This window comes from Hyalangium sp. (genome assembly GCF_045802625.1).
Lineage (GTDB): Bacteria > Myxococcota > Myxococcia > Myxococcales > Myxococcaceae > Hyalangium.
Genome location: NZ_JBJMQP010000158.1, coordinates 38,591 through 53,667, shown reverse-complemented (window position 1 = coordinate 53,667; position 15,077 = coordinate 38,591). Strand labels below are relative to the sequence as shown.

Genomic DNA, 15,077 nt, shown 5'->3' with positions numbered 1-15,077 from the left:
ATTCCCCAGATGGACACAGACGTACCGCACCACCTGCGCCTCGCTGGCATCATCCGCCTGTTGCTCGCGGGCGGCCGAGGGCCCACGGATGCCTATGTCTTCGATCCGCACCGGCTCGCCCTGTCCTCCTGGGCGTGTGCGCTCGGGGAGAGCGGGCCCCCCGCACTGCTGGTGAGCCTGGACCGGCACTTGGACGTGGTGCCGCCCCGTCAGCCCGAGGCCGTGCCAGACCGGTCCGCGGGGCTCAGGGCGCTGGACGAGCACGCGCGGTGGTCACTGGACGTGCGCAACTACGATCACATCCTCGCGGCGATGGAGGCGGGGCTGGTGGGAGATGCGCTCCTGATCGCCAGGGCCCGGCCTCGGGGCTCGTTCGCGGGAGAGACCTATAAGGATACGCGAGGCCGGGAGCACCGGTTGGTGGCGGTGCCCACGGTGGATCGGGCGGCGGAGGCGTTCCACAACCCGTCGCCGGGAGATGCGGTACGCGAGGTGCTGGAGCGAGCGGAGGGGGTGCTGCTGGACGTGGACCTGGACTGCTTCACGACGCCGAGCGACGCGGATCCGACGACCGTGCTGCCCTGGCCGCGGAGCCTCATCCGCCAGTTCCTGCTGCCGGAGGGCTCCGAGCTCTTCTGGGACGCGGTGCTGAGCAAGGCCATAGCGCTCACGTTCGCGAGAGAGCCGCACCACTGCGGCGGGCTCCTGGCCTCGGGAGAGCTGTTCAAGGACGCAGCCGAGGTGCTGTTCCGCGAGCTGCTCCAAGCCGAGCCCCCGTGAGCGCTCGGAGCGCCGAGCCCCTCACCGCAGCGGCGAGTCGAGGATGGTGGGCCGGTAGTAGTCGGTGATCTGGCCGCCGGCGAATGTGAAGCGCTGCGCCAGCTCCGGCGGCGTGTCGTTGAGCACGTACCCGAAGTCGAGCCGGAACGGGTTCACGTTGAACTGCGGGAAGAGGAACCGAATCCCCATTCCCACCGAGTGCACCACGTTCGGCAGCTGGTTGAACGCCGAGCCCGCGTCGTAGAAGAGCACCCCGCCCAGGTGCAGCGTGTGGAAGACGAGCGGCGCGGTGCGGTACTCCACATTCACCAGCAGCACCCGCCTGCCCGAGTACGCATCCTGCCGCGCCCCTCGCAGCCCGTTGCCGCCGCCGAGCAGGCTCACTCGGTCGAACAGGTCGTCGATGTTCACGTCCAGCAGCCCGCGCGCCACGAAGCGCCCCCCCAGCACCTTCGGTGTCACCTGCAGCACCTCCGCCGCCCAGTGCCGATTCGTCCACCCGGCTCCCTCCCCGAACACCCGTCGGATGGCGCCTCCCGCCGACAGCGTCGTCAGCGCATCCGCCACCAGCCAGCGGTACCGAGCCGCCACGCCCAGCTCCGCGTAGTGCGCGGCCGAGGCGAACACCGGAGGCGCATACCTCACGCTCGCGAGCACCGAGTGGCCGGCCTGGAAGTCCTCCGAGAGCGCATACGAGTCCACGTCGCGCATGACCTCGTAGCGGGCCTCGTACGACTGCAGCGACACAGAGGCATAGGCGGCATCCTCGCTGCGAGGCAGGTGGGTCGCCTTCAGCCATGCCCGCTGCGTCTCATCGAGCGGAGCGTCCGCGGGCGCGTCGTACCCTCGGTGGTAGGCCGTCACCCCGCCCGTCACGTTGTTCTTGAAGGCCTCGCCATAGGAGCGCGTGTAGCTCGTGCCGCCGGACACCTCGCGCGTCTCATAGATGTACGGCACCGGATCGCCGCCTGGGTACGGCAGCTGCCACACCTCGGTGCCGCGAAACACCCGCGTGGTCGACACGTCCCACGAGGCCGTGGTGTTGGCGCTCCACAGCGTGGACAGCGAGTACAGCGGGCGCTGGAACACCACCGTGCCGCGAGTGCCCTCGGCCTTGCCGCTCTCCCGCCCGACGAGGAGGGAGGCCGTCTCGCCCAGGTACCAGCGGCTGCCTGCGACCCGCCGGTTGATGTACGTCTGCCCGAAGCTCAGGGTGTCCGGGCGCAGCAGGAAGTCCAGCGCCACCTGCTGGTTCAGCCCCAGGAAGTTCTTCTCCGTGCCCTGCAGCTGCAGCTGGCGGACGAACGAGCCCACCACATCCCAGGTCTGATTGAGCCGCAGCGACCACAGGTCCTTGGTGATCACCAGCAGCGCCACCCCGTCGGGGGACTCCCCTCTCACGGGCACGACGCGCACGACCGAGAAGATGCCCAGCTTGCGCAGGTTGCGAGCCGTCTCCTCGGCGAGCTCGGCGGAGTACGGTGCGCCGAGTTCCAGCAGCACCTCGCGGCGGATGATCTGCTCGCGAGTCCGCATGTGGAAGATGTTGAGGAAGTTGGGGTACGGGTCGCTCTCGGCCACCACGTCCTCGGCCGAGACGAGCACCGCCTCCAGCCGCTTGCCCTCGGGGGAGGGCTCCACCTCGCGGCCCTGCTGCGCCAGCCCCCAGGCGACGAGCATCTCCTCGTACCCTGCCGCCGGGGCTCCTGCTTCGGGCGCTGTCGCCATCAGCGGCGCGACCATCAAGGTGAGCAACGCGAGCGGCACCCCCGCATCTTGTCACGGGCCGTACCGTGACCGAGGCCTCATTTGCAGGGTCCGGGACTCGCAACGCAGCCGCGGACTTACCGTTGGTCAACAGTCCACTCCCCTACGGGATTCGCCGAGGTTCCGGGAGCGCGAGCGAAGCACGACAGTACGCCGCAGCGTCGTCTTGGGAGAGTCACCGTGAGCCACAGCGTGAGAGCGAGCCTCCTGCTCGTGGAGGACAACGAGGACATCCGGGAGGGACTGCTCACCCTGTTGGAGTCCGAGCGCTATGAGGTGAGCGCCTTCGCCACGGCGGAGGAAGGGCTCGCGCGGCTCGAGGCCCGGCGCTTCGACCTGGTCATCACGGACTACATGCTGCCCGGCGAGAGTGGGGGATGGATGGTGGAGCAGGCAACGAAGGCGGGTTGTCTGGAAGGGACACGGGTATTGATGATCACCGCCCACCCGCGAGTCGTACCGCCCCCTGGGGTGCGCATCCTCCACAAGCCGCTGGAGATCGACCTCTTCCTGCGAGCGGTGGAGGAAGAGCTCGCGGCGAGGCGGCCCCCTGAGGCGAGAACAGGCTGACCGGGTGCGGGGCGAGGCCGCTCATACGACTCCAGGAGTAGGATCTCCCTCCAGGACGTATGACGTGGTAGATTGTGCGAATGAGCGAGTCGACGAGCCTGATGAAGTTCGGCCAGCCTGCCACCGAGCCAGAGAAGAACCGGTGGGCGTTCGGCCTCCGGGTGCGAATCGAGCCGTACCACCAGGCATCGCCGGACAAGCGGACGCTCACGAAGAAGGCCGAGAAGCCGGATCGATTCTCCGTCGTCATCAGCACCCCGAAGTTCGATCCTTGAAGCCGAGCTTCGGAGCTACTTCTCCCGCAGCAAGTTGACCTCGACATGGGTGGTCTTCCCCGGGGCAATCGAGATCTGCCGGCGCACCTCGTTTTTGCTCTGGGGGTCGACGAGCTTCAAGGTGTGCGGCCCCGCATCGAGTAGAAAGGGCTTCACAGGAGTCTGTCCCATCTGCCATCCGTCCAGGAACAGCAAGGCCTCGGGCTCTACCTGTAGGTCCAGGGTTCCCCGGTGCGAAGGAGGAGGAACGGGTGGTGGCGGAGGGGGCGGGGGCTTCGATATTGGCGGCGTCGAGACTCCAGCGTCCGCCAGATCGTCGGTCAGGCGAAGGTCTTTCATGCCCCCCTGCTCGTGGACATTTCCAACAGGGGGAGGCGGTACAACCTGCGACACGAGGGGGAGCACTCCCCCATCCCGCTCCTTAGGCCCGTGCACGGAGAGAGGCGTGCTCGGGTCCCCGCTCGGCTCCGAGCTTGGCCACAGCGAGTGCCCCTGTCGCCCGATGAGGATCCCGCCACCCGCCAGGAACAGCAGGACCCCTACGCGTGCGACCCAAGCCAGTTCCTTCTCGGCGGGAGCCAGGCGTTTGGGGAGAGGAGGCTCTGGAGCGGGCTGGACCGAGACCTCAGCCCCCTGGGGGGAGAGGCCACTATTGCGGAGCCCCAGCCTCGAGGGGCGCGCTGCCGAGGTGAGCTCTCCGATCGGAGCCTCTCCGCTCTCGGGCAACCTGGGAGCCTTCGCCAGCGCCAGACCGAGAGGAGTCCTCTCGGGGCTGGGCACGGTGGGCTCGAGCAGGGGCGCAGGCGGGACGAGCCTGGGGTTGCTTGGGGCCGAGCTGAGCGTCTGGACGGCGGGGGATGGGTTCTCGACCCCGGCCGTCATCATGGAGACGATCTGCGCGAGCTGAGCGGCCCCCATGGGCTTGGCGGTGGACAGGATGAACTCCTCCAGGTCCGCCTGGAAGGAGACGCAGTCCGGGTAGCGGCGCTCGCGCTCCTTGGCGAGGGCGCGTCCCAGGATGCGCTGGAGGGCTTCGGGCACATCCGGCCGCCGCTGGAGGACGGGCACCTGCAGCTCGAAGAGGACGGCCTGGACCATGCCGGCCTCGGAGGTGGCGATGAAGGGCTTGAGGCCAGTGAGCAGCTCATAGAAGACGACGCCCAGCGCATACACATCCGCCCGCCGATCCAGCGGCTCATTGCGGAGCTGCTCGGGAGGCATGTACGCCAGCTTGCCCTTGAGAACACCTGTCTGGGTATGAGGGCTCACGCCCGCGGCCTTGGCGATACCGAAGTCCACCACCTTCACGGCCCCTTGCCGGGACAAGAGGATGTTATCGGGGCTGATGTCACGGTGGATGATGTTCATGGGCTGCCGGGAGACGGGATCCCAGAAGCCGTGGGCAAAGGCCAGGCCCTCACAGGCGGCGGCGACGACGCGGGCACAGAACGCGAGCGGCAACGCGAGGCCCAGGGCGCTGGAGCGTTTGATGATCTCCCTCAGGTTGGGCCCGTCGATGTATTCCATGGCGATGAAGTAGGCGCCCTCGGCCTCACCGAAATCGAAGATCTGAACGATGTTCGTATGGTTGAGCTGCGCGGCCAGGCGCGCCTCGGTGAGGAACATCTCCACGAAGGTGGCCTCGGTGGCGAGGTGCGGGAGGATGCGCTTGACGACGAGCATCTTCTCGAAGCCCATGGGGCCGGCGGCCTTGGCGAGGAACACCTCGGCCATGCCGCCGGTGGCGAGCTTGTGAATCAGGCGGTACTTACCGAGCTGCATGGCGGCGCCTGCGTGAACTCAAGGCCACGCCCGCGAGAAGCCCCAGCGCCGCGAGCCACGGACTCGGACTGGAGGCGGTACACCCCAGCCCGCCGCCGATAGCTTTGGCTGGCACCTTAGGAGCAACCACGGTGAAGGAGCGCGGTTCCGAGAGGGGACTCGGGTTGTGAGCTGAGTCGGTCACCATGGCTATCAGCTGATAGTCCCCCTCCTCCAGTGGGGCTGGGAACTTGAAGGTGAAGTCACCCTGCTCGTCCGCACTGGCGACCCCAGCCTTCACATTTCCGATCGTGATCTCCACAAGACCGTTAGAGACAGTCTTTCCCTTAACTATTGGCGACAGATCATAGACAACCTCACCGTTGCCGGGCTCATCGATCTCAGGAGCAGCAGGCGGATTGACACTGACAGTCCACTCCAGAGTCGCAGGCGTCGAGTCCAGATTCCCCGCCTCGTCTCTCGCGGCTACCGCGAGCGTGTAGGTTCCATTCACATCGTCAGTCGAGAACACATCGGCAAGATTGTAGAGTTGGGTTTTGGCGCATTTGCCAGCAACCTCTTTATTAAGCCGATGAGCCACGAGCTTGCACTCGAAAGTCGTCGTCTTGGCGAGTTCTGGTGGCTCGCCTGGTGCATCGAACTCGAAGTTCACCAAGCGAGAGTTGAAGTTCTCGGACGGACCGCTGAGGATTTTGGTTTCTGGAGGAACCGTATCCACAATAAAGGAAACAAGGTTCGACGGATCTCCCTCGTTGCCGGCACTGTCGATGGCCCTGGCACTCACTGTGTGCAGTCCATCTGACAAGATCCGCACAGTCTCTAGCGCCCAAATTCCTCGGTCGTCCGCCCCCGTAGCCTCCTCCGGCGCCGGGGGATCAATAGAGAGAAACACCTTGCTCTGCGGCTCGGACGTGCCCGTGAACAGCGGCGAGGTTTTATTGGTGCGCCAGATCTTCGTGATTGGATTAGTCTGCGGATCGTCCACGATGACGATGGGCTTGGTGCGATCAATCTTGAAAACATACACAGCGGGGATCACATCAACATTGCCTGCCTCATCCTGAGCATAGACTGAGAAGGTGTGAGTGCCTTCAGACAGTTCCTGCTCGAAGTACTCTTTGCTACTCGAGTCACAAGACTCGGCAGGGTGCTGATCCAGCCTACACCAATACTTGCCTCGCACACCGGCCCCTGAGAAGTAGAACGTCAAGCTCTTGGCATTGGTGGGATTCCTCGCCGGCGTGCCATCTCCCTCGACGGCTCTATCGATAGAGGTCTCTGGCGCAGTCCTATCCACCACCCACTGATAGCTGGCTGGCGTCGGATCCGGGTTCCCTGCAGCATCCACGGCGTAGACAGAGAAGACATGTTCTCCATCACGCAAGCCGGTATAAGACTTGGTACCAGAATCACATGACACCACAGTTCCGTCGAGATTGCACGAATACTTCCCCCCTTCTCCAGCGCCTGAGAATCGGAAGGTGGCGTCGGGGGAGTTGCTTGGGTTTCGCGGCTCGCTCGTCTCATCGATAACGGTATCCGGCGCCGTCACGTCCACTATCCAGGAGTCACAGTCCGGACTCGGATCATTGTTGCCCACCGAGTCGCGAGCATAAACGCAGAAGCTGTGTGGCCCTTCCGACAGGTTTGACGTGCTGTAAGTCCCCCCGCTGCAATCCACCACCAGCTTGGTGTCGAGCTGGCACGAGAACCCCACAGTCTCTGCACTGCCCGTGAAGCGGAAGGCAACACTTGTTTCCTTCGTGGGGCTATTCGGCTTGCTCGACTCATCGATCTGCGTGTCTGGCGGCGTCGTGTCCACTCTCCAATTGTGACAGTCTGGCGTCGGATCCTTATTGGTCGCCGCATCCACCGCAGTGACACAGAAAATATGCGTCCCATCAATCAGGTTGAGGTAATCCTTGACACCTGAGTCGCACGCTTCTTCTGTCCCACTGTCCAGCGTGCACCGGTACCTGCCTCCAACTCCGGCGCCAGAGAAGCGAAAGTGGGCACTGTTGTCCTTGGTTGGGTCGGGCGGCTTGCTTGCGGGATCAATGACTGTGTTTGGGGCAGTCAGATCCACCACCCAGGTATAGGTCGCCGGGCTCTGGTCTACATTGCCCGCCGCATCCACTGCGTACACGGAGAACGTGTGAGGGCCTTCTTCCAGCCCGCTATAACTCTGAACGCCAGTATCACAAGGCTGATAGGTACCTTGGTCAAGCTGACACCGGTATTTGCCATTGGGGCCTGCGCCCTTGAACGTGAACGTGGCGCTGGTGGAGTTGGTGGGGTTGGGTGGCTTGCTGGCCTCATCGATCGTCGTCTCAGGCTCCGTCAAGTCCACCTGCCACGAGTACGTGGCTGGGTTCTGCTCATCCGTGTTCCCCGCGGCATCCACCGCGTAGACAGAGAATGTATACACTGCCTCCCCCAGAGCGGTATACGTCACGCTCCCTGAATCACAAGGAGTGTAATTGGTATCCCGTGGAATCAGCTTGCACTTGTATCCTCCCCCTGGTCCTGCTCCCGAAAAGCGGAACGTGACATTGGCCACGTTGGTGGGATTGCGCGGCTTACTTGTCTCATCGATCAATGTATCCGGCGGCGTCAGATCCACTGCCCATGGATAGCAATCCGGACTGGCATCATTGTTGCCCGCGGAATCAATGGCGTACACACAAAAAGTGTGCTGCCCCTCAGTCAATGCTGTATATCTCTTGCTCCCGGTGTTGCAGGACTCCTCTGGATCATTATCCAGCTTGCATCGGTACTGGCCCGAGGTTCCCGCTCCTGAAAAGCTGAACGTCGCGCTGGTCAGATTGGTCGGGTTTGGGGGCTTACTCGCCGGATCAATCACTGCATCGGGTGGGGTGAAGTCCACTGCCCAGGAGTAACAAGCCGGGCTGGCATCCTTGTTGCCTGCCGCATCCTGCGCGGCGACGCAGAAGGTGTGTGACTGCTCTGTCAGCCCGGCATATGCCTTGCTGCCCTCATCACACGGGGCCTCAAGCCCACTGTCCAGGCTGCACCAGTACTTGCCTTCAGGTCCGGCTCCTGTGAAGGTGAACATAGCACTGCTCGAATTGGAGGGATTGGGAGGCTTGCTCGCCGCTCCAATCAGCGTATCAGGTGGAACCACGTCCACCACCCAGGAGTAGCAAGCAGGGACTGGGTCTTTGTTGCCTGCTGCGTCCTGCGCAGCCACACAGAAGGTATGCTGTGTCGGGTTTCCGTTCAGAGCCGAGTACTGCATGTTCCCAGCATCACATGAAACTTCCCCACCACCGTCCAGGCTGCACCAGTACTTGCCCCCCGGGCCAGCGCCCGAAAATGTAAATGAGGCGCTGGTGTCTTTGGTGGGATTGCTGGGCCTGGCCGAGCCGAGCACCGTGTCCGGAGGAGTCAGGTCCACCACCCACGAATAGCAAACCTGAGCCGCTTCTTTGTTGCCCGCAGCATCCTGTGAGAGCACGCAAAAGGTGTGTACCGCCTCCGTCAACCCTGTGAGGAGCAGACTTCCGCTGTCACAAGAAGAGGAGGCACCTGCATCCAACGTGCACCAGTACTTGCCCCCCAGTCCTGCCCCCGAGAAGCGGAACGTAAAGTCGATGAGATTCGAAGGGTTGGAGGGCTTGTTATCGATCACGGAGACAGGGGGAGAGTTATCCACCACCCACGCATAGGAATCTGGCGTGGAGTCCTTATTGTCCGCTGCATCCTTGGCCCTCACCTGGAAGACATAGGTGCCATCGGCCAGATTCGAGAAAACCTTGGGGCTGACACAATCTGAGTAAGAGGTCGAGGGATTGCCGTTAAAGCTCAGAGCGCAATCGAAGCCAGCGGCACCTCCTGTCCCAATGAAAGTGAAACTCGCATCCCGGCTCTGTGTGGGGTTGGAGGGCTGGCCACCCGTAATGCTGGTATCTGGCGGAGTCAAATCCACCACCCAGGAATAGGCCACCGGCGTGGGATCCACATTTCCCGCGGCATCCTTGGCTCTCACCTGAAAGACATAAGTGCCCTCGGCTGGAGTGGAATAAGTCGCGGGACTGGTACAATCTGACTGAGCGGCCGTATTATTGTCCGGAGTGGTTAGAGCGCAATCAAAGCCGACGGCTCCTCCTATCCCAGTAAATATAAACGTGGCGCTCTGCTTATTGGTGGGGTTGGAGGGGGGGGTACTCGTAAGACTGGTGTCTGGCGGCGTTAAATCCACTACCCAGGAGTAGGAATTCGTGTTTGACGTTTTGTTTCCATCATAGGCTGTCACCGCAAATTTATAGGTGCCCTCGACTGGAGTGGAAAGCGTCACGGGACTGGCACAAATCGACTCAGGGCTCGTCTGGCCATCAGGCGTGGTCAGAGTGCATTTGGTGCTGGCGTTTTGGGATCCTCCCGTTACAGCAAAAGAAAACGTGGCACTCTGCTGGCTGGTGGGGTTGGGCGGGTTAGCCGTAATCGAGACGGAAAATGTTGCGGCTGCATTCTCCGCCTCCCGGCCAAAGCCACCTAGCAACTGGGTCACTGTGCCACGATAAGCGGAGGCCTGGCTTGGGGTTGGCTGCGCCTGGTTGTTGAAACCTGCCGTTGCGCTGGCGAAATGCCAGTCTCCTGCGAGTCCCGCCTCAACGATGCCCGCAAGGGACGGGGCTCTCTCTGCTTGATAGAGAATACGCCCGCCTCCACCGCCGCCTCCAGGCCCAGCGTACGCCAAGCCCCCAGCAATCGCGTTCCCGCCGCCTCCTCCCCGCGCGGAGATGAGATTGCCTTCCAACAGATCAGCAATGCGAACGTAGACACTTCCTCCTGCACCACCACCACCCGCCCCACCCTGAGTTGCATGCCCCCCCGCCTCCCCGTCAGCCGCGACAGTTCCGCCTCCAAGCAAGCGATACCCACGGATGAAAATGGCTCCGCCACCGGCTCCCGCCTGGGAATAGCTCTCCACCATGTAACCTTGACCGCCGCCCCCCCCGAGCGTGAGGTGATCAAGCATGGAGTAAAGCAACCCTGCTCCTCCCTCCCCTCCTGCGGCACTCCCATAGGTCAGCGCGTCCCCGCCCTGTCCACCTGCCGCGCCATTCCCACCGCCCCCTCCTCCTGACGCCGGGCAGATACCGCCTCCACCGCCATTGGTCGCGCTCTCCAGGCCTGGCGCCACCAGCTCCTGGTCCGAGACGAAGATGCCTTCTCCTCTGCCGGCAGCAGGCCGTCCCTCCATAGGCAGAGCAACGCACCCAGCGGCGTCCAGGGGTGGCAGGACTGCTCGGCCGCCCTGAAATCCAGCTCCGCTCGCCTCGATGGCTCCTTCATTGCGAATGGTCCCGCGGGCCAGGAATGCCAGCACACCACCTGCTCTCCCATCCCAAGACATAGCAACGAGACTGGCTCCGGATAGGATCCTCACCTCGGTGTATTCGGGGATTCGGATGACCTGCGCCCCTGCGGCCGCAAAGGAATGCTGGAGCGGCGCAGTGAGCGTCAGCTTCTGCCCATCGACGGTTCCGATACGTGCCAATTCCCATTGCCCCACTCTGTCATCTCTCAACGTGATCAGGTTGACGTCTCGCTGGCGGGGCTGTGGGAGGATGCCAACTGTCTGCAGCACCATCACCAGGTCGCCCGCAGCGAATCCCTCCGTCGAAGAGGCGGGCACCACGGAGTCACCCGGAGCGAGCGGACCTGTCACCCGCGCGTAGCGGTTGATGACCGTTCCAGGCTCCGTTACCGTGAGCGTGCCATCACGCCCTGTCCCCAGGCCAAACGTATCGGGCTCGGCCATGGCGGTGCTCGCACAGAGCACGCAGGCCACCAGCAACATCGTGTGCCATCTGCTTCTCATTGAGTACTCTCCTCTTGAATGACCGGTCGATCCGCTCTCACTGCCGAGCGACGATGACGAACTCGACGCGGCGGTTGTTCTCGCGACCGATGGATGTGGTGTTGTCGTCGATGGGCCGGGTCTGGCCGTAGCCCTGCGCCTCCAACCGCCCCGCTTCGACGCCGTGCTGGATCAGGTACTGCCGGACGGCTTCCGCCCGAGCCTGTGACATCCGCATGTTGTCGAGCGCATTCCCTCGATCGTCGGTATGCGCCCCCACCACGACGAGAGGCAGCTCCGGGTGCTCGATGATCACCTTGGCCACCCAGTCCAGCAGCGGGAAGGAACGCTCCTCGAGCCGTGACTGTCCAGAGAGGAAGTAGACCTTGTCCGTCAGCTCGATCTTCTTCCGGGTGAGCCACACGAGCGGCGCCGCGTGCGCGGGACAGCCGTGATTGTCCAAAGGCCCCGGCTCCTTGGCGCACGTATCCTCGACATTGGGAAGATTGTCCCGGTCCTGGTCCGACTCCGGGCAGCCCTGGCGATCTGCGGGCCCCGCCAAGTCCGGGCACTGGTCGACGTCATCCTCGACCCCATCCTTGTCCCGATCCTTCAGTGGGCACCCGCGGGAAATCTCCGGGCCCGGCTCCGAGGGACAGGCATCTCGTGCGTCCTCGACGCCATCCTTGTCTTGATCAGGCATGGGACAGCCCTGATAGGCTGCCACCCCCACTTCATCAGGGCATTGATCCAGCTTGTCTTCGATGCCGTCACCGTCTTTATCCGTCCGCGGACACCCCTGCCGCTCCGGCGTCCCAGCCTCCTCATCACACTGGTCCAAGCCGTTAGGCACCCCGTCGCCGTCTTCGTCCATGTCTGGGCATTCGTCCGCCGTGTGCTCGAGCTCCGGCGAGCAAGTCACCGAGGACTCGTCGGGCAATCGCGGCGGCACCACCCGGCCGAACGCCATCCCGAGCAGCACTCGAAACAACGGGGTCCCCGGCGCCGAGCCGCTCCCCACTCCCGCAAGCGCGAACAGCTCCATGGACGGGTTCACCAGGAACCGAGGCCCAGCGAGCAACTCCACCGAGCTCGACTGCTTTACCAGAGGGACGGTGCCGCGCAGATCCAGCTCCCACCGCATGCGCCGCCCCACCATCGCCAACGCGAGCCCAGCCTGAGCCTCGTTGCCAAACGCATCCCGAGCCAGATCGCGATCCGTAATCGGGCGGATCACAGGCCGTACCATGAGCCGCGTATCCAATGCCGCCCGGAACCACCCGAACCGCCGTCCCATCATCACCCGCGACGCATAGCGGAGCCCCGCATCCCGAGCGAACCCCGCGGCGTTCCCCATGGGAGCCCCTACGTCCATCTCGACCGCCAGATCCCCCCAGGCGCCTGCTTGCTGGGAGATCAGCCCTACCCTCGCGCTCGCCATCGGCGTGGACAGACCGAAGGAGGCGGGCTTGGCGATGCCTTCCTCACTCAGATCCGTCCCTGTCTGCAGCACCATGACGGGGAGCTGCACCCCCAGCTCCAGCCACGAGAACGGAGCGTAGGCCGCGGCGAGGTGCAGGGTCGCGCGGCTTCCCACGATGGGGTAAACCTTCCCGTCTCGAGAGAACACGAATGGGTTGTGCTGGTAATGCGCCACAGAGGAGAACCGGAAGTCTCCTGGGGGCAACAGCTCCCCCGTTCCAATGAGGAGCGACCCCGCGGCCCCAGGATTCAAGTCCATCCGCTCCAGCTCGAAGCTGCCAAGCCGTGCGTCCCCCTGTGCCAGGCTGACAGACGAAGCGAGAATGAGCGCGACTCCGCACGCTCGCCTTCCAAGCTTGCAATGACTCATACGGCCCTCGGCGTGCGCGCCCGGGTGGGTGAAAGATCAGAGGGCTCGACCCATTCCTGATCCGTGGCAGTAGTACAGGACGGCTGAGCGAAACGGTGTACCACCGCAGTGGTACTCACGATTGCTCACGAGTCGTCTATACACCCTCTCCACGAATTGCTCGCGGAGCGATTTCAGCGCTCCAGAGTGTCAGCTTCTGAGTCGAGCCATCTCATCCTTCTATCGAAATCATGAGCGGGGGCATGTCGAATCTTCACCAGAATCACGCGTGGAAACTTCCTCACGGAGCGAGGGCTCTCGGGAGCGTCGCAGCCGGCTGCGCGCTGCTGGCTCTTCCCGGGTGCGCCACAGGCAAGGCGTCCGCCTGTGACACTCCTCCTCCCTTCTTCGCCCGAGTGGTCGCGTCGAAAGACGTCAATCAAGACGCTCTCGGCCGCCCCCTCCCCACGGTGGTCCAGTTCCTCCAGGTCAAAGACAGCGTCAAGCTGGAGCGAGCAAGCTTTCAGAAGCTCTGGACCGACCCCAAACTCATCCTGGGAGAAGACTATCTGCTGTCAGCGGAGTTCGTCGTAGCCCCAGGCCATGAGGCAGGGCACTGGGTGCAGCGGGATCCCAAGGCCCAGTTCGTCGCGGCGCTAGGGCTCTTCCGCCAACCCCTGGGTTATGCGTGGCTCGCCGTCGCCAAGCTCCCGCCCGTTCCTTCCAGCCAGTGCGTTGAGCAGCCGGCCGGAGGGCGCAGCGCCTCGCCCGGTTCCGATGACACCCAGCTTCGCTTCAAGCTCCAGGGCTATCAGATCGACTTCCTGCGCCCTTCGAGGAGAACGCAATGAAGGCCCCGCAGCGCATCATCTGGTCGGAGGGGATGTTCATGAGTCCCCACCACTTGCAGCAGTTGGATCTGTATCACGAGACGCTGGTGGAGACCCGTCTGGGCTCGGTGTGCCTCTACCCCTGGGGGGTGGGCTCCATGCAGTTCGACATGGAGTCGCTGCGCGCGGGACAGGTCACCCTCCTGGAGTTCTCTGGCGTCCTGCCTGACGGGTTGCCCGTGGTCTTCGAGGCGGGGCACGAGGAATCACCCGCGGCCAGGCCCGTGGAGGGACACTTCCGCCCAACCCAGCAGTTCCTCGAGGTCTACCTGGGCATTCCCAAGGAGCGCAGCGACGTCGAGAGCTACGGCGCCGCCGGCAAGCTGGGAGCCAACCCTCGCTTCACGCCCCGGAACCGCCCGGTGGGCGATCTCCACGCCGCCACCTCTGTCGTGCAGATCTCTTTCGCCCAGCGCAACGTGAAGCTCTTGTTTGGCGATGAGCCTCGGGACGACTTCGACTCGATCAAGATCGCCGAGCTCACGCGGGACAAGTCGGGGAGCCTGGTGCTCGTCGACAACTACATCCCTCCCTGCCTGCGCATCAGCGCCTCGCCGTTCATCATGGCCGAGCTGCGCTCCCTGCTGCGGCTGCTGGTCGCCAAGCAGCGGCAGCTCTCCTCGCGGCGACGGCACCGGGATGCCTCCGCGCTCGAGTTCACTGCCTCGGATGTCACGCTGTTCCTGGAGCTGCACGCCCTCAATGGCATCATCCCTTTCCTCTCTCATGTCATCGACGCGGGCAACATGCGGCCGCACGAGCTGTATCTGATGCTGAGCCGGCTCGGGGGGCAGCTCTGTACCTTCTCCGCGGAGGCGGACCCGGCCTCGATGCCGCCCTTCCAGTTCACCAACCTCCGCGCCACCTTCGAGGAGCTGTTCCGGCGGCTGCTCCAGCTCATGCGCTCGGTGGCGCTGGAGCAGTGCCTCACCGTACCGCTGGAGCTGGGAACTGACGGCTTCTATCGGGCGAAGCTCGAGGACGAGAGGCTCGAGCGCTGTGGGCAATTCCTGCTCATGGTCCGCAGCGAGCTGCCGGAGCAGGTCGTCACCGAGCAACTCCCCAAGCTCTCCAAGCTGGGGAGCTGGTCGGAGATCCAGGGCCTCATCCAAGCCACCTCTCCCGGCGTTCCGCTTCAGGTCACGTACAGGCCTCCTCCCGAGGTCCCCGTCCGCCCAGGCGCCTCCTACTTCTCGCTGCCGGTTCAGGATGGAGGCTGGAGGACGGTGCTGCGCGAGCACGCCGTCGCCCTCTATCTCCCGCACCACTTCAACGCCGCCAACACCTCCATCGAGCTGCTCGCCGTGCCCGCTGTGGGCCGCTGAGAAGCCAGCGCACCCAGCATTCTGGAAATG

9 protein-coding genes are annotated in these 15,077 nt (G+C 63.9%); 5 read left to right on the top strand and 4 right to left on the bottom strand.

Annotated elements, in window-relative coordinates; all coding sequences use genetic code 11:
- Positions 1–9: 9 nt before the first annotated feature.
- A complete protein-coding gene (locus ACJ8AT_RS29145) occupies positions 10–780 on the top strand; it encodes a hypothetical protein (RefSeq protein ID WP_407741177.1) in 771 nt (256 codons plus the stop codon).
- 21 nt (positions 781–801) lie between these two features.
- On the opposite strand, the gene ACJ8AT_RS29140 is transcribed toward ACJ8AT_RS29145, so the two are convergent.
- Positions 802–2,547: a BamA/TamA family outer membrane protein gene (locus ACJ8AT_RS29140; protein WP_407741175.1), complete on the bottom strand. Its 1,746-nt coding sequence runs from the start codon at positions 2,545–2,547 to the stop codon at positions 802–804.
- A gap of 192 nt (positions 2,548–2,739) precedes the next feature.
- On the opposite strand from ACJ8AT_RS29140, the gene ACJ8AT_RS29135 reads away from it, so the two are divergent.
- Positions 2,740–3,117, top strand: a complete 378-nt coding sequence (locus tag ACJ8AT_RS29135; RefSeq protein ID WP_407741173.1) for a response regulator — start codon at positions 2,740–2,742, stop codon at positions 3,115–3,117.
- Positions 3,118–3,197: 80 nt separating this feature from the next.
- Complete coding sequence (locus ACJ8AT_RS29130) at positions 3,198–3,392, top strand: hypothetical protein (protein ID WP_407741172.1); 195 nt, start codon at positions 3,198–3,200, stop codon at positions 3,390–3,392.
- 15 nt (positions 3,393–3,407) lie between these two features.
- Here the strand turns inward: ACJ8AT_RS29130 and ACJ8AT_RS29125 are convergent, their stop codons facing one another.
- Genes ACJ8AT_RS29125 through ACJ8AT_RS29115 form a run of 3 tightly spaced genes read right to left on the bottom strand, consistent with a single transcriptional unit; the run spans position 3,408 to position 12,598 of the window.
- Complete coding sequence (locus ACJ8AT_RS29125) at positions 3,408–5,174, bottom strand: protein kinase domain-containing protein (RefSeq protein WP_407741171.1); 1,767 nt, start codon at positions 5,172–5,174, stop codon at positions 3,408–3,410.
- Positions 5,161–11,001 carry an adventurous gliding motility protein AgmC gene (gene agmC / locus ACJ8AT_RS29120; protein WP_407741169.1) on the bottom strand — a complete coding sequence of 1,947 codons (5,841 nt, stop codon included), beginning with the start codon at positions 10,999–11,001 and terminating at the stop codon, positions 5,161–5,163. Before agmC ends, ACJ8AT_RS29125 begins: the two co-directional genes overlap by 14 nt.
- A gap of 58 nt (positions 11,002–11,059) precedes the next feature.
- Positions 11,060–12,598 (bottom strand): OmpA family protein, encoded by a 1,539-nt coding sequence (locus ACJ8AT_RS29115; protein WP_407741168.1) that lies wholly within the window; start codon positions 12,596–12,598, stop codon positions 11,060–11,062.
- A gap of 485 nt (positions 12,599–13,083) precedes the next feature.
- Between ACJ8AT_RS29115 and tssJ the strand changes: the two genes are divergently transcribed.
- Both tssJ and tssK read left to right on the top strand, forming a co-directional pair.
- Positions 13,084–13,683, top strand: a complete 600-nt coding sequence (gene tssJ, locus ACJ8AT_RS29110; RefSeq protein WP_407741167.1) for a type VI secretion system lipoprotein TssJ — start codon at positions 13,084–13,086, stop codon at positions 13,681–13,683.
- Complete coding sequence (tssK, locus tag ACJ8AT_RS29105) at positions 13,680–15,047, top strand: type VI secretion system baseplate subunit TssK (RefSeq protein ID WP_407741166.1); 1,368 nt, start codon at positions 13,680–13,682, stop codon at positions 15,045–15,047. The genes tssJ and tssK overlap by 4 nt, the downstream gene beginning before the upstream one ends.
- Positions 15,048–15,077 lie beyond the last annotated feature (30 nt).